Source organism: Methylobacterium oxalidis (assembly GCF_007992195.1).
GTDB lineage: Bacteria > Pseudomonadota > Alphaproteobacteria > Rhizobiales > Beijerinckiaceae > Methylobacterium > Methylobacterium oxalidis.
Genome location: NZ_BJZU01000034.1, coordinates 68,193 through 88,462, shown reverse-complemented (window position 1 = coordinate 88,462; position 20,270 = coordinate 68,193). Strand labels below are relative to the sequence as shown.

Here is a 20,270-nt window from a genome sequence, read left to right as displayed (position 1 = left end):
CAGGCGTGAATGCTGCGGATGTCAGGCCGCCGCGCGCTCCGCCGCCGCGGGGCGCTCGGCGCGCAGGCCGAGCAGGTGGCAGATCGCGTAGACGAGGTCGGCGCGGTTCATCGAGTAGAAGTGGAAGTCGTGGATGCCGCGGTCCACGAGGTCGAGCACCTGCTCGGCCGCCACCGCGCCCGCGATCAAGCGGCGGGTGTCGACGTCGTCGTCGAGCCCCTCGAAGCGGTGGGCGAGCCACTCGGGCACCGAGGCGCCGGTGCGGCGGGCGAAGTTCGCCGCCTGCTTGAAGTTCTGCACGGGCAGGATGCCCGGCACGATCGGGATGTCGATGCCGCGCGCCCGCACCCGGTCGACGTAGCGCAGGTACACGTCGTTCTCAAAGAAGAACTGCGTGATGGCCCGGTCCGCGCCCGCATCGACCTTCGCCTTCAGGGCGTCGATGTCGGCGTCGAGGGAGGCGGCCTCCGGGTGCTTCTCCGGGTAGGCCGAAACTGAGACCTGGAAGTCGCCGATGCGCTTGATGCCCGCGACGAGGTCGCAGGTCTGCCGGTAACCGCCCGGATGGGGCGCGTAGGCCGAGCCGACGCCCTCGGCCGGATCACCGCGCAGCGCCACGATGTGACGCACGCCGACGTCCCAGTAGGAGCGCACCACCTCGTCCACCTCGTCCCGGGTGGCGTTGACGCAGGTGAGGTGGGCGGCGGGCTTCAGGTTCGTCTCGCGCACCATGCGGGCCACGGTGTTGTGGGTGCGCTCGCGCGTCGAGCCGCCCGCGCCGTAGGTCACCGAGACGAAGCTCGGGTGCAGGGGTGCGAGGCGCTCGATGGACGACCAGAGCGTCCTCTCCATCTCCTCGGTCTTCGGGGGGAAGAACTCGAAGGAGACCCGGATCGGGCGGCAGCCCTCGCGGCTCGCGCGGTAGGTGGAAGCGGGCATGGCGGTCCTCTTGTGGTTCCGTTCGACCCGCCCCGGCTCGGCCGGCGCAGGCGCTGCATTCCTGCGGGCGGTCAGGCGACCGCACGCTCCTCGGCGAGATCGTCCAGGCCCTCTCGGCTCTCCTCGGCGAGCCAGAGGGTGACGGTGAGCTGGTGCTCGGCCTGCGCGGTCGGGGCGAGATCGCGGGTCTCAACGGAGCCGAGCCCGGCCTCGGCGAGCCAGGCCGACACCTGCTCGGGGGCGAAGCCGAGCCGGCGATGGGCCTGCGACTCGCGCAGGAACTCGAGATCATGCGGCGCGAAATCGACCACCAGAAGGCGCCCGCCCGGCGCGACGAGGCGGGCCGCCTCGCGCAGGGCCCGGGTCGGATCGTCGAGATAGTGCAGAACCTGGTGCACCACCACGAGGTCGAAGCTGCCGCGGCCGAAGGGCGGCGCGTGGATGTCTCCCTGGCGCAGATCCACCCGCGACAACCCGAGCCGCTCCAGATTCGCGCGCGCCACCGACAGCATGGCGTGGCTCGAATCGAGGCCGGTGGCGCGGCCGGCGCGGGGGGCGAGCAGCGCCAGCATGCGGCCGGTGCCGGTGCCGAGATCGATGAGGCTCTGGATCGGGCGCGAGCCCAGCACCTCGAGCACCGCCGCCTCGACGGTGGCCTCCGGCACGTGGAGGGAGCGGAGGCGGTCCCATTTCGGGGCGAGCCGCGCGAAGAAGCTCTGCGCGGCCTCCGCGCGCTGCGCCCGCACCGCCTCGCGCCGGGCCTGATCCTCCGAGAGCGGCGGCACCCCGCGGTCGAGCCCGGCGATCAGGGGATCGACGAGGCCCGCGGCCCCCTCGCAGAGGCGGAAGAAGGCCCAGGCGCCCTCCCGGTGCCGCTCGATCAGCCCGGCCTCCACAAGGAGCTTCAGATGGCGCGAGATGCGCGGCTGCGACTGGCCGAGGATGTCGGTGAGGTCGGAGACCGAGAGCTCACCGTCCGCCAGCAGGGCCAGGATGCGCAGGCGCGTCTCCTCGGCCGCCGCGCGCAGGACGCCGAGGGCGTCCGCGAAGGGGACCGGAGCTGCCGCGATGGTGCGCTCGTTAGACATAAAGATATCTTTATGTGCGTCGCGAGCCGTTGGCAAGAGTCTTTGTCGACCCGCCTCAACCCTCGTTCCACAGCCACGCCGCGCCGCGCACGCCCGAGGCGTCCCCGTGCAGGCTCGGGCGGACAGGCGTGTCGAACGCGTCCGAGAAGACGTGGGGCGCGGTCGCGGCGGGCAGCCCGGCGAGGAGTTCGGGCACCCGGGAGAGCCCGCCGCCGATGACGATGACGTCGGGGTCGAGGATGTTGACGACGTGGGCGACGGCGCGCCCGAGCCGGTCGAGATAGACGGAGAACGTGGCCCGCGCTCCCGCGTCGCCCGCGCGGAGCGCGGCGACGATCGCCTCGCCCGAAAGGGGATCGCCCGTGCGCCGGGCGTGGTCGGCCGAGAGCCCGGGCCCGGACAGGAAGGTCTCGATGCAGCCGCTCCGGCCGCAGTAGCAGGCGGGGCCGGGGCGCTCGTCGCCGCGGGGCGCCGGCAGCGGGTTGTGGCCCCACTCCCCCGCGATGCGGTCCCGCCCCGACAACACCCGGCCCCGGATCGCGATGCCGGAGCCGACCCCGGTGCCGAGGATGATCGCCCAGACGGTCTCGGCACCCGCCCCCGCGCCGTCGACGGCCTCCGAGACGGCGAGGCAGTTGGCATCGTTCTCGACCCGCACGGGGCGGCCCAGCGCGGCGCAGAGGTCGGCGACGAAGGGCCGGCCGTTGAGCCAGGTCGAGTTCGCGTTCTTGATGAGCCCGGTGCGGGCCGAGACCGCGCCCGGCATGCCGATGCCGACGCTGCAGGCGCCCTCGGCCTCGGCCTCCAGGCGGCGGACGAGGCCCGTCACCGCCTCGACCGTCGCCCCGTACGCCCCGCGCGGCGCCGGGATGCGGCCCTCGGCGAGGGCCCGGCCCGCCCGGTCGAGGACGATGCCGGCGATCTTGGTGCCGCCGAGATCGATGCCGAGGCGGAAGGTCTCCGCGCTCATTCGCCCGTCACTGCGCGGCGGCGACCTTCGGGGCGCGCTCGCTCGTATCCATCGGCTCGGGCGACTCGTCGGAGATGTGGGTGCCGATCGAGACCGGGTGGGCCATCACCTCGTTGAGCTTCGTCGCGTCGAGCTCGCCCTCCCAGCGGCTGACGACGACGCAGGCGACGCCGTTGCCGATGAGGTTCGTCAGCGCGCGGCACTCGGACATGAACTTGTCGATGCCGAGCACCAGCGTCATCGCGGCCACCGGCACCGGGTTGTTCGGGATCGCGGCGAGCGTCGCGGCGAGCGTGATGAAGCCGGCCCCCGTCACGCCCGAAGCGCCCTTCGAGGTCAGCATCGCGACGATGATGATGGTCGCGTACTGGCCGATCGAGAGGTCGGCCCCCACTGCCTGCGCCAGGAACAGGGTCGCGAGCGTCATGTAGATGTTGGTGCCGTCGAGGTTGAACGAGTAGCCGGTCGGGATGACGAGGCCGACCACCGAGTCGGAGCAGCCGAGGCGGCGCATCTTCGTCATCATGTGCGGCAGCACGGTCTCCGAGGAGGAGGTGCCGAGGACGATGAGCAACTCGTCCTTGATGTAGGCGAGGAAGCGGAAGATCGAGAAGCCGGCGAAGCGCGCGATGCCGCCTAGCACCACGATCACGAAGAGCAGCGCCGTGACGTAGAAGGTTCCGACGAGCCAGGCGAGATCGACCACCTTCTGGATGCCGTACTCGCCGATTGTGAAGGCCATGGCGCCGAAGGCGCCGATCGGCGCGAGCTTCACGATGAGGCCGATGATGCGGAAGAAGACCTGACCCGCCGTGTCGATGGCGTGAGAGATGCCCTCGGCCCGCGCGCCCATGCCGGTGACGACGACGCCGGTGAGGATCGAGATCAGCAGCACCTGCAGCAGGTCGCCGGTGGCGAAGGCGTCGAAGAAGCTCTTCGGGATCAGCGCCATGATGTGGGCGACGGTTGAGTCGGCAGCCGCCTTGCTCGCGTAGGTCGCGACCTTGCTGGCGTCGAGCTTCGACGGGTCGGCGTGGAAGTCGGCGCCGGGCTGGATGATCTCGCCGACGAGGACGCCGATCAGGAGCGCGACGGTGGACACCACCTCGAAGTAGATCAGGGCCTTGAGGCCGACGCGGCCGACCTTCTTGAGGTCGCCGATCGAGGCGATGCCGTGAACGATGGTGCAGAAGATGATCGGCGCGATCATCATCTTGATCAGCGCCACGAAAGCGTCGCCGAGCCATTTCAGCGACTTGCCGAAATCCGGGTAGAAATAGCCCACCGCGATGCCGAGCGCGATCGCGATCAGGACCTGGATGTAGAGGACCTTGTACCAGGGCTCGCTGGCTGTCGCTGTCGCGGGGGCGGCCGTCGTCGGTGCTGCGGGGGTCGTCGCCTGGGACATGTCCTCACCCGTGCGCGCCGCTGCGCGCCCTTCCTGATCTCTGTTGGTTTTTCGCGACGCTAACGAAGTTGCCCCGGGCGCTCAACTCGGCCTCGGTAGTCGGACTCGGCCGGAGTGTTACAAAAGCTGTCGATGTCGCGGAAGACGATCTTCCCAAGACGGCCGCGCAGCCTCACTCAGGGAGTGATGCGGCCGGCATAGGCCGCGCACCGACGAGCCGCGCCGTGCCCCTCCCTCACGCCCTGCGGAACGCCGCTCTGGCGGTCCTCCTCCTTCTCGCGGGCGGGGGACCGGCCTGCGCCGGAATCGTCGCGCGGATCGATCAGTCGAGCCAGCGCATGCGGGTCTACGTCGACGGTATGCTGGCCTACGACTGGCCGGTCTCGACCGCCCGTCGCGGCTTCGTGACGCCGAACGGGAGCTACCGGGTCGGGCTGATGGCGCCGATGTGGCGGTCGCGGAAGTACCACGGCTCGCCGATGCCGCACGCCATGTTCTTCCGCGGCGGCTACGCCATCCACGGAACCTACGCGGTGGGCCATCTCGGCCGCCGGGCGAGCCACGGCTGCATCCGGCTGAGCCCCGGCAACGCCCGCACGCTCTTCCAGTTGACCCGGATCTACGGCGGCGCGCGCGTGCTGATCCGGAACTGAGCGCCGCCGGAGGACCGGCGGCGCCCGTCCTCAGTTCTGCTGCTGGGTCCGGCGGGGCCGCACGGTCCAGCGCTCGAAGGCGGAGGTCGTGTCGTCCTCGCGGGGCGCCTCGTTCTGCGCCTCCTGCGGCTGGTGGATCGCCGCGCCGAGGGCGGCCGACAGGCTCTCGATCACGTCGTCGATGCGGGCGTCGCCCTGAGCGGCCTCGGGCTCCTCGGGAGCGGCGGCCTGCGGCTCGAGCTCCGGGGCAGGCTCCGGCGCCGGGGCCTCGGGAGCGGGCGCGGCGATGACGGCGGCCGCGGCCGCGGCCGGCGCGGCGGCCGCAGCCGCCGGGGCACCGGTGCCGGCGATCCGGCGCAGCGCGTTCACCACGCCGTCGTCCTCACCGGACTTTCCCTCGGCCGGGCGGCCCTCCGCGGCCTTCGGGGCGTTGTAGCGGCCGAAGCCGAAGCGGGGCTCGATCAGGTCGAGCACCGCGTCGAGGGCGGCGTTGTTGATGGAGATCTCGCCGGCCTGCGGCGGCCCCTGGAGCGCCACCGTGTGCCGCTCGTAGGCCGCGTCCTGCGAGACCTCGCGGCCGAACCAGACCGGGGCGACGAAGGAGTTGGCGTCGTTCTCGTTGTCGAAGGCGATGCTGATGAGGTCGAGGCTGCCGGGGCTCACGTAGCGGTCGATCCGCACCTCGCGGCCGTTCACGTTCAGCGTCGTGCGGTCGTAGGCCGCCTTGCCGGTGCAGACGTCGAGAAGGGCGTCGCCGTGGGCGCGCGGCACGTCGGTGCGCTCCTCGCTGGCGCTCCCGTCCTGGCCCGTCGTCACGAGGATCAGGTGGCACTGCTGCCCATCGACGCGCACGAAGGAGGTGCGGCCGGCCTGGGGCGCGAAGTAACCTTCGGTGATGCGGGACCCGCCGCGTTCCTTGCGGATCAGACGCACCAGGGACGGTGCCACGAGAAACCGCCGAACGACACTCATACTCAGCCTCCGCGCATTCGCCGCCCGCCGCCGACGGGTGGACGCTCGTACCGTCATGTCTCGGAGGACCGAGGCTGGATGCGAAGACTTTCGGTTGCCGCGCCAACAGCTTTGCCGCGAAACCCGAGAATCTTCGCCCCGCCCCGCCTATTCCTCGGTCTCGCGAGACATTTCGGCTCAGGGTTCATCAGGGACTAAGGAAAAAGGCGTCGAAATCAAGACCGCGGACGGACCGACATCTACCGTACGAACCCTTTCCCCATCAAAGGGATGCTTGGCCGCCGGCGGCCGGTTCGAACGTCAGCGCCGCCCCGTTCATGCAGTAGCGCAAGCCCGTGGGCGGGGGACCGTCATTGAAGACGTGGCCGAGATGGCCCTTGCAGCGGGCGCAGTGGACTTCGGTGCGCACCATCCAGTGGCTGCGGTCGGTCCGCGTCTCGACGGCGTCCGGCAGCGGATCGAAGAAGCTCGGCCAGCCTGTCCCGGACTCGAACTTGGTGCCGGTGACGAAGAGCGGCGTGCCGCAGCCGGCGCAGGCGAAGGTGCCGTCGCGCTTCTCGGCGAGCAGGCAGCTCGTTCCGGCGCGCTCGGTGCCGTGCTCACGCAGGACCCGGTACTGCTCGGGGGTGAGCGCGGCGCGCCATTCCGCCTCGGTGCGGGCCTCGGGGCCGGTGCCGGCGATCGTGTCGGCCATGGTGTCCTCCAGTGTGTCTCGGGTCTCGGGCCCGATATGGTGACAGGCCGCCCCCTGCGGGAGGCGGCGTCACGCCGCCGCCCCGACCGAGTCCGCCATGCGTGCCTCGCGGGCGCCGAGCGGCAGTTCGGGGCCGGTGGTCGTGTCCCGGACCGTCTGGTGCTCCATCTCGGCGTTGATCTCGCCGCCGAGCAGCACGATCGTGGCCGAGATCCAGATCCAGGTCATGAAGCCGATCACCGCGCCCAGCGACCCGTAAGTCTCGTTGTAGTTGCCGAAGTTCGCCACGTACCACGAGAAGAGGAGCGAGGCGACGAGCCAGAGGATGCAGGCGACGAGGCTGCCGGTGCCGACCCAGCGCCAGCGCGCGCGCTCCCGGCTCGGGCCGTACCGGTAGAGCACGGAGAGGCCGGCGAGCAACACCACGAGGAGCGCGGGCCAGCGCAGCAGCGCGATGAACCACGCGCTGTCGCTGATGCCGATGAAGGCGAACACCACCGGCAGCACCACGATCGAGGTGAGCGCGAAGATGATGAACAGGAGCGCGCCGGCCGTGAAGGTCAGCGACCGCAGGTTCAGCATCAGGAAGGAGCGTTTCTCCTCCTCCTCGTAGACGACGTTAAGGGCGTCGAACATCGCCTTCATGGCGGCGTTCGCGCTCCAGAGGGAGATCAGGAGGCTCGTGAAGAAGGTGACGCCGAGGGCGCCCCCGCCCTTCGAGGCGATCCGCTTGACCTGGTCGCCGATGATCTCGACGGCGCCGGAGGGCAGCACGCCCTGCAGACTGGCGAGATGCTGGTTGATCACGCCGACGTCGGCGAAGAGCCCGTAGCAGGTGACGAGGGCCGCGACTGCGGGGAAGAGGGACAAAAGCGAGTAGAACGTGACGCCCGCGGCCACGGACAGGACCCGGTCCTTGTTGAACTCGAGATAGACCCGGACCGCGATGTCCTTCCAGCCGGCGCCCGTGATCTCGGTGGGGTTGCGGGCCTTGCGGCCGCGCTCCGGCTGCGTCGCGCCGACGAGCTCCGCGGCGCGACCCGTGTGGGAGCGGGCGCCGCCGTCGCTCGCGCGGACCGGCTCCGCCTCGGGCAGCGAGGACGGGCGGCGGCCCTTCGGCGCGGCGGCGAGCGCGATCAGCGCCGTGCCGACGAGGAGGGTCCACAGGATCGAGCCGCCCGCGCCGGGCTCGGGCGTGGCGGGCGGGCGGGACGGGGACGCTGTCATGCGGGATAGGGCTCGGGAGGCTGCGCGGGGCCCCGCGCACGGAGCCAAGAACGTCAGCGCGGACGCGCCGTTCCGCGCACCCTACAGGCGCGCGGCGCCTCAAGACCGATAAAGCTGTGCATGGATCTCGCGCAGGACGTTCTTCTGCACCTTGCCCATGGCGTTGCGCGGCAGGTCGTCGGCGAAGAGCACGCGCTTCGGCAGCTTGAACTTGGCGAGCCGCCCTTCGAGATGGGCGAGCACGGCGGCCTCGTCCGGGGCGTTCTCGCCCCCGACCACGACGGCGGTGACGCCCTCGCCGAAATCGGCGTGGGGCAGGCCGATCACCGCCGATTCCACCACGCCCGGCAGGCCGTCGATCTCGGTCTCGATCTCCTTCGGGTAGACGTTGAAGCCGCCCGAGATGATGAGGTCCTTGCCCCGCCCGACGATGTGGACGTAGCCGTCCGGATCGACCTTGCCGAGGTCGCCCGTGATGAAGAACCCGTCCGCCCGGAACTCGGCGGCGGTCTTCTCGGGCATGCGCCAGTAGCCCTTGAACACGTTCGGGCCCTTGACCTCGATCATGCCGACCTCGCCCGCCGGCAGGTGCGCGCCGGTGTCGGGGTCGACCACCCGCAATGCCACGTCCGGCAGCGGGAAGCCGACCGTGCCGGCGATGCGGGCGCCCTCGTAAGGGTTCGAGGTGCTCATGTTGGTCTCGGTCATGCCGTAGCGCTCGAGGATGGCGTGCCCGGTGCGGGCCTGCCACTCCCGGTGCGTCTCGGCGAGCAGCGGCGCCGAGCCCGAGATGAAGAGGCGGACCGAAGCGGCGGCCTCCCCCGTCAGGCCGGGCTCCTTGAGGAGGCGGGTGTAGAAGGTCGGCACACCCATCATGGCGGTGGCCCGGGGCATCAACTCGAGGATCTTCTTCGGATCGAGCCGGGGCAGGTACAGCATGGTGCCGCCCGTGGCGAGGACGATGTTCGTGGCTACGAACAGGCCGTGGGTGTGGAACACCGGCAGGGCGTGGATCAGCACGTCGTCGGCCGTGAAGCGCCAGAGATCGACCAGGGTGCGGGTGTTCGAGGCGAGGTTCTCATGCGTCAGCATGGCGCCCTTCGAGCGCCCGGTCGTGCCCGAGGTGTAGAGGATGGCCGCGAGGTCGTCCGGCGCGCGCTCGACGTCGGCGAGGGTCGTGGCCGCGGCGTCGGCCGCCTCCGCCATGCTTCCGCGCCCGTCGCCGCCGAGGGTGCGCAGCGCCTTCACGCCCGCCGCCTCAGCGACGGGCTCCAGCGCCTCGCGCCGGCCCGGGTCGCAGACGAACAGGGCGGGCTCGGCGTCCGAGAGGAAGTACGCGATCTCCGCGCCCGTATAGGCGGTGTTGAGGGGCAGGAAGACCGCCCCCGCCCGCACGGCGCCGAGATACAGGAAGATCACCTCCGGGCTCTTGTCGACCTGCACGGCGACGCGGTCGCCGACCGTCACGCCGAGGGCGACGAGGGCGTTCGCGTAGGCCGCGGAGCGCGCGAGGAGATCGGCGTAGGTGAGCGTCGTGCCGTCCGGCGTCTCGATGAAGGTCTTGGCCGCGGGGTCGGCGGGCAGGCCGGCCCGCACGAGGTCGAAGAGGTGGTTCGTCATGCGCGGGTGCCTAGCACATCGCCCGTTTTTCTGACGAGGGGTGGCTCGTCCGCAGGATCGGGGGTTCAGGCGTCGGCAAGCGCCACGGCCCGCGGCGGCGGGAGGTTCGCGCGCAGCTCGCGGCTCACCGTGCCGGAGGCCGCGACCGTGCCGAGGTTGGCGTAGGTCTCGTGGTTCTTCTCGATGGCCGAGAGATCGTAGAGGTAGTTCACCATCAGCCCGTAGGATTGCTTCATGCCCTTTGGCGAGGTGTCGCCGAGGAAGTTCAGGCGCTCAAGCCGTGCCCCGTTGCCGAGGTGGAAACGGGCGACGGGGTCGAGGGGCCGGCCGCGGTCGTTCTTTGCGCGCAGGAAATAGGCCGCCGCTCCCGGCAGCATCGCCTTGCGCACCGCCTCGCACTTCGCCTTGTCGCCCTGCCAATCCGACTGCTCCAGGAGGCGCAGGGTCTCGACATCCTCCTTGCTCAGGCCCTGCGGCGCGTCGGCGCGGCGCTCGCGGTCGAGCCAGCGGGCGAAACCCGGCACCGGCGAGAGGGTCACGAAGGTCTTGAGGGAGGGGATCTCGCGGGCGAGATCCTCCACCACCTGCTTGATCAGGAAGTTGCCGAAGGTGACGCCGGCCAGCCCCCGCTGGCAGTTCGAGATCGAGTAGAACACGGCGGTAGTGGCCGCGCGCGCGGGCAGCGGGTCGCGCTCGTTGGCGAGGATCGGAGCGATGGCCGCGGCGATGCCGCCGGTGAGCGCCACCTCGACGAAGATCAGGGGCTCGTCCACCAGGGCCGGGTGGAAGAAGGCGAAGCAGCGCCGGTCCGGGGGCTCGATGCGGCGGCGCAGGTCGTCCCAGCCCTGGATCTCGTGCACCGCCTCGTAGCGGATGATCTTCTCCAGGATGTGGGCGGGCGTCGTCCAGTCGATGTGGCGCAGCACCAGGAAGCCCCGGTTGAACCACGAGGCGAACAGGTGCTCGAAATCGCAGTCGAGGCTGTCGGCGGCGTCGATCAGGTCTGGCTCCGCCCCCTCCTCTCCGCGCAGGGCCGCGCGCAGGTCCATCAGATCCTCGCGCATCCGCACCAGGGCGAGCGTCCCGTCGCGGGCGAGGTTGAGGCGGCGGATGAGCTCCTGGCTGCGGGGCTCGGCCGCCTCGTGCAGGTGCCCGAGGCGCGCGCGGGTCGGGTCGGCGCGGTAGGCCGCGATGGCCGCGTCCACCGCGCGATGGTCGGCGTCGAATTCCTGCGCGATTAGGCGCAGGAAGGCGTGGCGCTCGGGCCGGGGGAAGCTCGCGTAGCGGTCGAGGATCAGGCGGGCGAGCGCCACGCCCGAAGCCTCGCCGCGGCGGGAGATCAGATCCTCGCAGAGCTTGACGAGTTCGGGCGCGTTCGCCTTCGCGGCGAGGTCGCCGCGGCCGAAGCTGATGAGGTCGCGGCCGCGGTCGCTGATCGTCTGAAGCAGGTCGCCGAAGAAAGAGATCGCCGCCATGAAACGCCGTCCGCTCCGTCGCCACCTGCTCCGAGGTCGCTACCCGCTCAGGATGTGCGGCCGTCGTGACGGGACGGCCAGCGCAGCCGTTCTAGGCCGGGCGCGCCGGGAGGACCAGAGGTCTGCCCCCCGGCGGCGGCGGTTCAGGCGCGATGAGGTTCCGTCGCCGCGATCTCGCAACGGTCCGCCCGCTCGCGCCAGTCATCGACGCCGTGCAGGCGCGCGAAGCGGAGTTCGGCGGCCCGCCGCGCACGCTCCGGATCGCGCGCCCGCGCGATCTCCACGGAGCCGACGGTGAAGGGCACCCCCAGAATCTGCTTGGCGAAACTGACGCGGTAGTTCGGCATGCGGAACTCCCTGTTGTCCAGCGAAAGCCTGTCGCGGGTGCGAATCAGCGAGCGGCGATCGTCGCACCCCGATGAGAGCCCGAAACGCGAACGTTTCCAAGGGCACTCGGCGCGGCAGCCGGGCATAAGTCCTTCTGCCGCAACGATTGTGATATGGTGGTGAGCGAACCCTGATGAAAGGGGTGAACATTGTTCGCCGATCCGCGAGCGGGACGGGGTCGTTTCCCGCCACTTGCGCGAGGCGGGCCAGGCCGGCGCCCAGGGCGGTTGCAGGACCGGAGCGGGCAGCCTAGGGGCTCTGACGGCCTCCCCGCACCAAGACCCCTCCCTTGCAGACACCCCATCTCACGACCCGCGCCCGGCTCGGGCTGACGCTGATCGCGGGCGGCGCCGTCGCCAACATCTATTACAACCAGCCGCTCCTGGCGCTGCTCGTCTCCGAGTTCGGCGCGCGGGCGGCGGTCTGGGTGCCGACCGCCTGCCTGATCGGCTACGGGCTCGGCATCCTCGGCCTCGTGCCGCTCGGCGACAGCCTGCCGCGGCGCAGCCTGATCATGGGCCAGCTCGCCGCGCTGAGCCTCGCGCTGCTGCTGGCCGGGGCGAGCCCGGACCTGTCGGCTCTGGCGCTCGCGAGCCTCCTGATCGGCTTCCTCGCCTCGGCGGCGCAGCAGGCCGTGCCCTTCGCGGCCGAGCTCGCCCCCGACGCGAGCCGCGGGCGCATCGTCGGCCAGGTGATGACGGGGCTCCTCACCGGCATCCTGCTCGCCCGCACGGTGAGCGGCCTGTTCGGTGCGCAGTTCGGCTGGCGGGCCGTGTTCTTCGCGGCCTCCGGCGTGGCGATCGCGATGGCGGGAATCGCCGCTGCGACGCTGCCGCGCACGCCGCGGACGAAGCCCCTTCGCTACCGGGCGCTGATGCTCTCGATCCTCTACCTCGTGCGGACGCAACCGACCTTGCGCACCGCGACCCTGTCGCAGGCCCTGCTCTTCGCGAGCTTCAACGCCTTCTGGGCAACGCTCGCGCTCCTCGTCGAGGCGCCGCCTTTCGACCTCACGGCGGCGGGTGCCGGCCTGTTCGGCGTGATCGGCGTGGCGGGCGCGCTCGTCGCGCCCATGTCCGGCCGCTTCACGGACCGGCGCGGGGCGCGCCCCGTCGTGGTGGCGGGCAGCCTGTGCGTCGTCGCCGCCTTCGCGGTGCTCTGGATCTGGGGCGGCACGTCGCTCGTCGGCGTCGGCGTCGGCGTGCTCCTCGTCGATATCGGGCTGAACGGCGCGCTGATCGCGAACCAGACCCGGGCCTACGCCCTCGTCCCCGGCGCGCGGGGGCGGATCAACACGGTGCTGTTCACCGCGATGTTCGTGTTCGGGGCATTCGGGGCCTATGCTGGCTCCCGAGCCTTCCTGGCTGCGGGCTGGCCGGGCGTGTGCGCGGTCGGCGCGGTCCTATCGGGCCTCGCCTTCCTCGTCGCCGTGCTCGACAGGCCCCGGCCGCCGGCTACCTGAGGATCCGCGACAGGCGGCACCACGCGGCCTTGTCGGGCGGCAGGCCGAAGCGCAGGCGCTGCGGCGCCTCGGCGAAGCGGCGCACGTAGATGCCCGCCCCGCCGAGGCGACGGAACAGGGCAGGCCCATCGGGGAAATCCGCGGTGCGGAACAGAGCGGTGCCGCCGACGACGCGGCCGCCGCCCCGCGCGATCATACGGTCGAGGCGGCCCGCATCAGCCCGGCGGGCCAGGGCGGCCGCCTCCCGCCAAGGCAGGTCCGCGAGGGCGGCGCGCCCGATCGCGAGGGCCGGGCCCGAGACCGCCCAGGGCCCGAGCGCCGCGGCGATCCGCCGGCCGAGCGCGGCTTCGGCCACCGCGAAGCCGAGGCGGATGCCAGCGAGCCCGTAGGTCTTGCCGAAGGAGCGCAGCACGACGAGGCCTGGCCCCGCGTCTGAGCACAGGCTCCGAACGGGCTCCAGGTCCGCGAACGCCTCGTCCACCACGAGGAGGCCGCCCCGCGCGCGCAAGCGCTCGGCCAGCGCGAGGAGGTCCGCCGCCGGCCAGGCGCGGCCGTCCGGGTTGTTCGGGTTGACGACGACGACGACCTCCGCCCCGCCGACCCCCTCGAGATCCGGCACGGCCGTGACGGCGTGGCCGCCCCGCGCCCAGGCGGCGGCATGCTCGGCGTAGGTCGGCGAGACCACCGCCACGCGCGAGCGCGGCCGCAGGCGCGGCAGGGTCTCGATCAGGATCTGCGTGCCCGGCGCGGCGACGATGCCGGCCGGGTCGGCGCCGTAGGCCGCGGCGGCGGCTCCCAGGAGGGCGGCAAGGTCGCCCGGCGCCGGCAGCCGCTGGAGCAGGCTGGCCGCCAGCGGCGGACAGGGATAGGGGACCGGGTTGATCCCCGTCGAGAGATCGATCCACGGCTCGGGCGCCGCCGGGAACAGGCTGCGCGCGGCGTCAAGGTCGCCGCCGTGGCTCACGACCGGCGCGCCGCCCCCCGCTCCTCCCTGAGACCCCATGTCCTGGACCACCCTCGCCCATCCGCCCGACACGCTCATCATCCTCGCCCTGGCCCTCGTGATCGAGGCCGCGGCGGGCTATCCGGACGCGCTCTACAGGGCGCTCGGCCACCCTGTCACCTGGATCGGTCGGTTGATCGCCGCCCTCGACCGCGGCCTGAACCGTGGCGAGACGGGCGCGCGCCGCCTCAAGGGCGTCCTCGCCCTCGTCATTTTGCTCGCGGCGGCCGCGGGCGCCGGCCTCGCTCTGACCGCCGTCGCGGGGCTCGGAGGGCCCGTGCTCGGCCTCTTCCTCGTCGCGCTCCTCTGCGCGAGCCTGCCGGCCCAGCGGAGCCTCGACCAGCACGTCGCCCGCGTCGCCGCGGCCCTGCGCCGGGAGGGCCTGCCGGGAGGGCGGCGGGCCGTCTCGATGATCGTGGGGCGGGACCCGGAGACGCTCGACGAGGCGGGCGTCTGCCGCGCCGCCATCGAGAGCCTCGCCGAGAACTTCTCGGACGGCATCGTGGCCCCGGCCTTCTGGATCGGCCTCGGCGGCCTGCCCGGCGGCCTCATCTACAAGGCGGCGAATACCGCCGACAGCATGATCGGCCATCGCACGCCCCGCCACGCCGCCTTCGGCTGGGCCGCGGCCCGGTTCGACGATCTCGTGAACCTGCCCGCCTCCCGCCTCACGGCGCTGCTGATCGTCGCCGCCGCCCGCCTCACCCGCGGCGCCTCGGCCCGGGGCGCCTGGGAGGCCGTGCGGCGGGATGCCCGCCGCCACCGCTCGCCGAATGCCGGCTGGCCGGAGGCGGCGATGGCCGGCGCCCTCGGGCTCCGCCTTGCCGGCCCCCGGGTCTACGGGGGCGAGCGCGTCGCCGATGCCTGGATGGGGGACGGCCGCGCCGAGGCGACGCCCGCCGACATCGAGCGGGCGCTCCGGGTCTACCGGACCGCCTGCGCGCTGCTGTTCGGACTGGCGGCGGTGCTCGCCACCCTGCTCGCGGCCTGACGGGCCGCCGGTTCACCGCGCCAGGCCGAGCAGCCGGTCGCAATCGACATGCGCCTCGATGTGCCGGGCGAGCGCGTCCAGCGTCGCCTCGATTCCGGCCTCGTAATCCGTACCGGCCGACGCGGCGCCGAGGCGCGCGAGCCAGGCCGCCCGCTGACGGTCGTCGGCGAAGAGTCCGTGGACGTAGGTGCCCATCACCTGCCCGTCCGCGGAGACCGCCCCGTCCACACGGCCCTCCGCGAGGCGCAGCAGCGGGCGCGCGGCGTCGGGCCCCACGGTCTCCCCGATATGCATCTCGTAGCCGGCAAACGGTACGTCGTCGGCGACGCTCCGCCCCGTCACCGCCTCGAGCCGCTTCAGCGGCGTCATCACCGTCTCGACGTCGAGCAGGCCGAGGCCCGTGACGCTGCGGGCTTCGCCCTCGATACCGTGCGGGTCGCTGATCGTCCGGCCGAGCATCTGGTAGCCGCCGCACAGGCCGAGCACCCGGCCGCCCCGGCGCAGGTGCGCCCGGATATCGATGTCCCAGCCCTGCTCCCGAAGATAGGCGAGGTCCTCGATCGTCGTCTTAGAGCCCGGCAGCAGGACGAGGTCGGCGTCGCCCGGGATCGCCTCGCCGGGCCGCACCAGCACCACCCGCAAGCCGGGCTCCGTGCGCAGGGGGTCGAGATCGTCGAAATTGGCGATGCGGGGTAGAACCGGAACGGCGACCGTGCGCGCGCCATCCCCCGCCTCGGAGCCCCGCAGCCCGAGCACGTCCTCGGCGGGCAGGCGGGCGGCCTCGGGGAAGTGCGGCACGAGGCCGAGGCTCTCCCAGCCGGTGCGCTCGGCGATGATCCGCATGCCGTCCGCGAACAGGCTCGGATCGCCCCGGAAGCGGTTCACGATGAAGCCGCGCACCATCGCGGCGTCAGCCTCGTCGAGCACGGCCCGGGTGCCGACGAGGCTCGCGATGACGCCGCCCCGATCGATGTCGCCGAGGAGCACCACCGGCGTGCCGGTGGCGCGGGAAAAGCCCATGTTGGCGATGTCGCCCGCGCGCAGGTTGACCTCGGAGGCCGAGCCCGCGCCCTCGACGAGGACGAGGTCGGCTTCCTCCCGCAATCGGCCGAAGCTCTCCAGCACCGAGGCCAGGAGCCGCGGCTTCCAGCCCTGATAGTCGCGCGCCTTCGCGGTACCGACCATGCGGCCCTGCACCACCACCTGCGAGCCGACCTCGCTCTGGGGCTTCAGCAGGACGGGGTTCATGTGCACCGAGGGCGGGACGCCGGCCGCCCGCGCCTGCAGCGCCTGGGCGCGGCCGATCTCGCCGCCATCCGCCGTGACGGCGGCGTTGTTCGACATGTTCTGCGGCTTGAACGGGCGGACGCGCAGGCCCCGGCGCACGAAGGCGCGGGCGAGGCCCGCCACGATCAGCGACTTGCCGACATCCGAGCCCGTGCCCTGGATCATGAGGGCACGGGTCATGCGCGGATCGCGCCCATCAGAACTCGATCCCCTCCTGCGCCTTCACGCCCGCCGAGAAGTGGTGCTTCACGTTGCCCATCTCGGTGACGAGGTCGGCGGCCTCGACAAGCGGCGCCTTGGCGTTGCGGCCAGTCACGACGACGTGCAGGTCCGGCCGCCGCGCCCGCAGGACCGCCACCACCGCCTCGACGTCGAGGTAGTCGTAGCGGAGCGCGATGTTCAACTCGTCGAGGACGAGCAGGCGGATGGTCGGGTCCGCCATCAGGGCCTGCGCCTGAGCCCAGGCCTGCGCGCAGGCGGCGATGTCGCGGGCCTTGTCCTGCGTCTCCCAGGTGAAGCCCTCGCCGAGCGTGTGCCAAGCGACGCGGTCTCCGAACGCCTGCAGCGCGTGCTTCTCGCCTGTGTCCCAGGCGCCCTTGATGAACTGCACGATGCCGACCCGCCAGCCGCGCCCGAGGGCCCGCACCGCGAGGCCCAGCGCCGCCGTCGTCTTGCCCTTGCCGGGGCCGGTGTTCACGATGAGGAGACCCTTCTCGATCGTCTTCGAGGCGACCTCGGCGTCCTGCACGGCCTTGCGCTTCAGCATCTTCTCGCGGTGGCGCGCGTCCTCGTCGCTCATCCGATCTCTCCTCCCTGTCCCGTCGCGGGCTTGACGACCATTGGGAGCCCGGCGACCACGAACACGACGCGGTCCGCCTCGCGCGCGAGGCGCTGGTGGAGGCGCCCCGCGGCGTCGCGGAAGGCCCGGGCCATGGCGTTGTCCGGCACGATGCCGAGCCCGACCTCGTTCGAGACGAGGACGAGAGGCCCCGCGGCCTCCGCGCAGGCCGCCGCGAGATCCTCGCACGCCTCGGCGAGGTCGGCCTCGTCCAGCATCAGGTTGGTGAGCCAGAGCGTCAGGCAGTCGACGAGCACGGGCCCTCGTGCCTCTCGGATCGCGTCGGCGAGGTCGCGCGGCACGTCCCGCGTCATCCATCCCTCGCTCCGGCGCTCGCGGTGGAGGGCGATGCGCGCCCGCATCTCGTCGTCCCAGGCCCGCGCCGTCGCGAGGTAGGTCCAGGGCGGCGGGCAGGACTCGATCAGCGCCTCCGCGTGCGTGCTCTTGCCCGAGCGGGCGCCGCCGAGCACCAGGGTCATGCGGGGAGCGGCCTGAAGCATCGGGCTCCTTTGCCCCAAGCGCCCATCGCGGTCAAAAGCCCTGTCCCCGGCCTCCGTCCCCAGTCGAAAGAATCGCGTGAGGTGAACCGGCCCGCGTTGTGCGGGACCGCGCGACAGGCTAGAAGCCTCGGACGACGGTGCCCCGGCGACGGGGTGAAAAGGGAATGCGGTGAGGGGTTTCGGCCTCGATTCCGCGGCTGCCCCCGCAACTGTGAGCGGTCAGCTCCTGCCAGGACGCCACCGGGGCCACCGGGAAGGCGGCAGGCGCGACGACCCGCGAGCCAGGAGACCTGCCGTCCCCCGCTTTCCTCGAACGCCGCCGGCGGGGCGGCCGGAGACCTGACCCGATGTCGACGAACGTCCAGACCCTCGGCACCACCGGCACCCGCGCGAGCGAGGGCGCCGCCGCGATCGTGATCGCCGCCTTCCTCGGCATCGGCCTCGTGTTCCTGGCGGGCTTCGCGCCGGCCTCGGCGCTGCACAACGCGGCGCACGACTTCCGGCACACCCAGAACTTCCCCTGCCACTGACCGCTCTGCCGGACCCGCAGAGACGTCATGATCACCCGGCTCCTGTCGGCGGCCCTCGTCGCCGGCTTCCTCGCGGCCGTCGTCGCGACGGGCCTGCAGCTCGCGCTGACCTCGCCGCTCATCATCGCGGCCGAGCGCTACGAGACGCACGCCGCCCTCGACGCGGATGACGCCCGCCTGCCGATCGTCCTCGCCCACAGTTCGGGCCACGACCACGGCGACGGCAAGGCTCAGGCCGAGGCGGCGTGGCAGCCCGGTCCCGGCCTGCCGCGCATGGCCTTCACCGGGCTCGCGACCCTGATCGGCGGCGTCGGCTACGCCCTGCTGCTCGGGGCCGCGATGCTCGCCTGCCGCCGCGAGCCGACGCCCGAGCGGGCGCTCGCCTTCGCGTTGGCGGGGTTCGCCGCCGTGGCGCTCGCCCCCGCCCTCGGCCTGCCGCCGGAACTGCCGGGCAGCGAGGCCGCGCCGCTCGCCACCCGGCAGGCGTGGTGGCTGATGACCGCCGCCGCCACGGCGATGGGCCTCTACCTGATCCTGATCCGGCGGGCGGCCGTCACGATCCTCGGCGGCCTCGTGCTCATCGTCGCGCCGCATCTGGCCGGGGCGCCGGTGCCGCCCGCGGAGACCTCCGCCCTGCCCGCTGTCCTCGCGGCCCAGTTCGCCGCGCGCTCCCTCGGCATCGCCTTCGTGTTCTGGGCGATGATCGGCCTCGCCTTCGGCTGGGCCTGGCAGGTCTTCGGGCACCGGGCCGAGGCGCCGGCCCGTGCCTGATACCGCCTCGGAGCCGGTGGTGCTCTACGTCTGCACCACCTGCCGCGCGGAGGGGGACGGGGACGGCCCGCGTGCGGGCGCCCGGCTCCTCGCGGCGATCCAGGCGGAACTTGAGGCCGGACCGGCGGGCGCCCTGCGCGTCGAGCCGGTGGAGTGCCTCTCGGTCTGCAAGCGGCCCTGCACCGTGGCGGTCGCCGGCCCCGGCCGGTGGACCTACGTCTACGGCGACCTCGATCCCGGCCACTCCGCCCGGACCATCCTCGACGGGATCGGCTTCTACGCCGAGGCTCCGGACGGCATCGTGCCCTGGCGGGCGCGGCCGGAGGCATTCCGCAAGGGCGTCGTCGCCCGCATCCCGCCGCGCGGCGAAGGGCCCGCCGGCCGCTGAGCCAGTTCCTGCGAGACACCCATGAGCATCGTCGAGAAGATCCCCTGCACCATCGTCACCGGCTTCCTCGGGGCCGGCAAGACGACCCTCGTGCGCCACGTGATGGAGAACGCGGGCGGGCGGCGCCTCGCCATCCTCGTCAACGAGTTCGGCGATGTCGGCTTCGACGGCTCCTTCCTCGCCGCCTGCGGCGTGCCCGGCTGCACCGAGGAGGCCATCGTCGAGCTGCCGAACGGCTGCATCTGCTGCACCGTCGCCGATGATTTCGTGCCTGCCCTCAACACCCTGCTGGAGCGGTCGGAGCCGCCAGAGCACATCCTGATCGAGACATCGGGCCTCGCCCTGCCGAAGCCCCTTGTCCAGGCGTTCCAGTGGCCGGCGATCCGCTCGCGGGTGACGGTCGACGGTGTCGTCGCGGTGGTGGACGGGCCGGCGGTCGCCTCCGGCGCCTTCGCTGAGGATCCGGACGCGCTCGCCGCCCAGCGCGCGGCGGACGCCAGCGTCGAGCACGAGAATCCGCTGGAGGAAGTGTTCGAGGACCAGCTCCTCTGCGCCGACCTCGTGGTGCTCAACAAGGCGGATCTGCTCTCGGAGACCGAGCGCGCCGGCGTGCGCGCCGAGATCGAGCGCCAGCTGCCGCGGGCCGTGAAGGTGGTGGAGACGGCCCACGGCGCCATCGACGCCCGGGTCCTTCTCGGCCTCAACGCGGCGGCCGAGGACGACCTCGACGCGCGCCCCTCCCACCACGGCGAGGGCGAGGACCACGACCACGACGATTTCGAGACGGTCGCCCTGCCGGTCCGCCCGGCGCGGACGCCGGCCGACCTCGCCGCGCGGGTCGAGAAGGCCGCCGAGACCGCGGGCGTGCTGCGCATCAAGGGTTTCGCCGAGGTCGAGGGCAAGCCGATGCGCCTCGTGGTGCAGGGCGTCGGCACCCGCGTCGCCCACCATTTCGACCGGCCCTGGCGCGCCACGGAACCCCGCGACGGCCGCCTCGTCGTGATCGGCCTCAAGGGCTTCGACCGCGACGCGGTCGCCGCGGCGCTCGCCGGATGATATAAGCCGCC

Annotated in this window: 21 protein-coding genes and 1 riboswitch; of the genes, 7 read left to right on the top strand and 14 right to left on the bottom strand. The window is 72.4% G+C overall.

The window, feature by feature from the left end; all coding sequences use genetic code 11:
* Positions 1–21 precede the first annotated feature (21 nt).
* The 4 genes from metF to MOX02_RS10710 form a co-directional block, all read right to left on the bottom strand.
* A complete protein-coding gene (gene metF, locus MOX02_RS10725; protein ID WP_147025779.1) occupies positions 22–939 on the bottom strand; it encodes a methylenetetrahydrofolate reductase [NAD(P)H] in 918 nt (305 codons plus the stop codon).
* A 71-nt stretch (positions 940–1,010) separates the two neighbouring features.
* Complete coding sequence (locus MOX02_RS10720) at positions 1,011–2,027, bottom strand: ArsR/SmtB family transcription factor (protein WP_147025778.1); 1,017 nt, start codon at positions 2,025–2,027, stop codon at positions 1,011–1,013.
* A 55-nt stretch (positions 2,028–2,082) separates the two neighbouring features.
* Positions 2,083–2,997 (bottom strand): ROK family protein, encoded by a 915-nt coding sequence (locus MOX02_RS10715; protein WP_147025777.1) that lies wholly within the window; start codon positions 2,995–2,997, stop codon positions 2,083–2,085.
* 7 nt (positions 2,998–3,004) lie between these two features.
* Positions 3,005–4,405 (bottom strand): dicarboxylate/amino acid:cation symporter, encoded by a 1,401-nt coding sequence (locus MOX02_RS10710; protein WP_147025776.1) that lies wholly within the window; start codon positions 4,403–4,405, stop codon positions 3,005–3,007.
* A gap of 224 nt (positions 4,406–4,629) precedes the next feature.
* On the opposite strand from MOX02_RS10710, the gene MOX02_RS10705 reads away from it, so the two are divergent.
* The gene (locus MOX02_RS10705; protein WP_238179910.1) at positions 4,630–5,058 is read left to right on the top strand and encodes a L,D-transpeptidase; all 429 of its coding nucleotides are present in this window, start codon (positions 4,630–4,632) and stop codon (positions 5,056–5,058) included.
* A gap of 30 nt (positions 5,059–5,088) precedes the next feature.
* On the opposite strand, the gene MOX02_RS10700 is transcribed toward MOX02_RS10705, so the two are convergent.
* The 6 genes from MOX02_RS10700 to MOX02_RS10675 form a co-directional block, all read right to left on the bottom strand.
* Positions 5,089–6,030, bottom strand: coding sequence for a CYTH domain-containing protein (locus MOX02_RS10700; protein WP_147025775.1), 942 nt, complete (start codon positions 6,028–6,030; stop codon positions 5,089–5,091).
* Positions 6,031–6,292: 262 nt separating this feature from the next.
* A complete protein-coding gene (msrB, locus tag MOX02_RS10695) occupies positions 6,293–6,724 on the bottom strand; it encodes a peptide-methionine (R)-S-oxide reductase MsrB (RefSeq protein ID WP_147025774.1) in 432 nt (143 codons plus the stop codon).
* A gap of 69 nt (positions 6,725–6,793) precedes the next feature.
* On the bottom strand, positions 6,794–7,951 hold the full coding sequence (locus MOX02_RS10690) for a YihY/virulence factor BrkB family protein (RefSeq protein WP_147025773.1): 1,158 nt from the start codon (positions 7,949–7,951) through the stop codon (positions 6,794–6,796).
* A 99-nt stretch (positions 7,952–8,050) separates the two neighbouring features.
* Positions 8,051–9,571 (bottom strand): malonate--CoA ligase, encoded by a 1,521-nt coding sequence (locus tag MOX02_RS10685; RefSeq protein ID WP_147025772.1) that lies wholly within the window; start codon positions 9,569–9,571, stop codon positions 8,051–8,053.
* Positions 9,572–9,636: 65 nt separating this feature from the next.
* Entirely contained in the window at positions 9,637–11,046 is a 1,410-nt protein-coding gene (locus MOX02_RS10680) for a malonyl-CoA decarboxylase (RefSeq protein ID WP_147025771.1), read from the bottom strand.
* Positions 11,047–11,189: 143 nt separating this feature from the next.
* Positions 11,190–11,393, bottom strand: a complete 204-nt coding sequence (locus tag MOX02_RS10675; protein ID WP_147025770.1) for a hypothetical protein — start codon at positions 11,391–11,393, stop codon at positions 11,190–11,192.
* Between the two features lie 329 nt (positions 11,394–11,722).
* On the opposite strand from MOX02_RS10675, the gene MOX02_RS10670 reads away from it, so the two are divergent.
* A complete protein-coding gene (locus tag MOX02_RS10670) occupies positions 11,723–12,895 on the top strand; it encodes an MFS transporter (protein ID WP_147025769.1) in 1,173 nt (390 codons plus the stop codon).
* On the opposite strand, the gene cobD is transcribed toward MOX02_RS10670, so the two are convergent.
* The gene (gene cobD, locus MOX02_RS10665) at positions 12,888–13,898 is read right to left on the bottom strand and encodes a threonine-phosphate decarboxylase CobD (RefSeq protein ID WP_147025768.1); all 1,011 of its coding nucleotides are present in this window, start codon (positions 13,896–13,898) and stop codon (positions 12,888–12,890) included. The two genes, MOX02_RS10670 and cobD, sit on opposite strands and share 8 nt — an antisense overlap.
* Between cobD and cbiB the strand changes: the two genes are divergently transcribed.
* A complete protein-coding gene (gene cbiB, locus MOX02_RS10660) occupies positions 13,897–14,889 on the top strand; it encodes an adenosylcobinamide-phosphate synthase CbiB (protein ID WP_147025767.1) in 993 nt (330 codons plus the stop codon). The genes cobD and cbiB overlap by 2 nt on opposite strands.
* Positions 14,890–14,901: 12 nt before the next feature.
* On the opposite strand, the gene MOX02_RS10655 is transcribed toward cbiB, so the two are convergent.
* Genes MOX02_RS10655 through cobU form a run of 3 tightly spaced genes read right to left on the bottom strand, consistent with a single transcriptional unit; the run spans position 14,902 to position 17,514 of the window.
* Positions 14,902–16,356, bottom strand: coding sequence for a cobyric acid synthase (locus MOX02_RS10655; RefSeq protein WP_174804907.1), 1,455 nt, complete (start codon positions 16,354–16,356; stop codon positions 14,902–14,904).
* A 16-nt stretch (positions 16,357–16,372) separates the two neighbouring features.
* Positions 16,373–16,975, bottom strand: a complete 603-nt coding sequence (gene cobO, locus MOX02_RS10650) for a cob(I)yrinic acid a,c-diamide adenosyltransferase (protein WP_147025766.1) — start codon at positions 16,973–16,975, stop codon at positions 16,373–16,375.
* Complete coding sequence (gene cobU / locus MOX02_RS10645; RefSeq protein WP_174804906.1) at positions 16,972–17,514, bottom strand: bifunctional adenosylcobinamide kinase/adenosylcobinamide-phosphate guanylyltransferase; 543 nt, start codon at positions 17,512–17,514, stop codon at positions 16,972–16,974. The genes cobO and cobU overlap by 4 nt, the downstream gene beginning before the upstream one ends.
* A 118-nt stretch (positions 17,515–17,632) precedes the next feature.
* Positions 17,633–17,826: riboswitch (cobalamin riboswitch) on the top strand.
* 35 nt (positions 17,827–17,861) lie between these two features.
* On the opposite strand from cobU, the gene MOX02_RS10640 reads away from it, so the two are divergent.
* The 4 genes from MOX02_RS10640 to cobW are packed head-to-tail and all read left to right on the top strand — an operon-like array spanning position 17,862 to position 20,259.
* Complete coding sequence (locus MOX02_RS10640) at positions 17,862–18,044, top strand: CbtB domain-containing protein (protein ID WP_147025765.1); 183 nt, start codon at positions 17,862–17,864, stop codon at positions 18,042–18,044.
* Positions 18,045–18,071: 27 nt separating this feature from the next.
* Positions 18,072–18,815: a CbtA family protein gene (locus MOX02_RS10635; RefSeq protein ID WP_147025764.1), complete on the top strand. Its 744-nt coding sequence runs from the start codon at positions 18,072–18,074 to the stop codon at positions 18,813–18,815.
* The gene (locus tag MOX02_RS10630; protein WP_174804905.1) at positions 18,808–19,203 is read left to right on the top strand and encodes a DUF1636 domain-containing protein; all 396 of its coding nucleotides are present in this window, start codon (positions 18,808–18,810) and stop codon (positions 19,201–19,203) included. Before MOX02_RS10635 ends, MOX02_RS10630 begins: the two co-directional genes overlap by 8 nt.
* Positions 19,204–19,224: 21 nt before the next feature.
* Positions 19,225–20,259 (top strand): cobalamin biosynthesis protein CobW, encoded by a 1,035-nt coding sequence (cobW, locus tag MOX02_RS10625; protein WP_147025763.1) that lies wholly within the window; start codon positions 19,225–19,227, stop codon positions 20,257–20,259.
* The last annotated feature ends 11 nt before the right edge of the window (positions 20,260–20,270 follow it).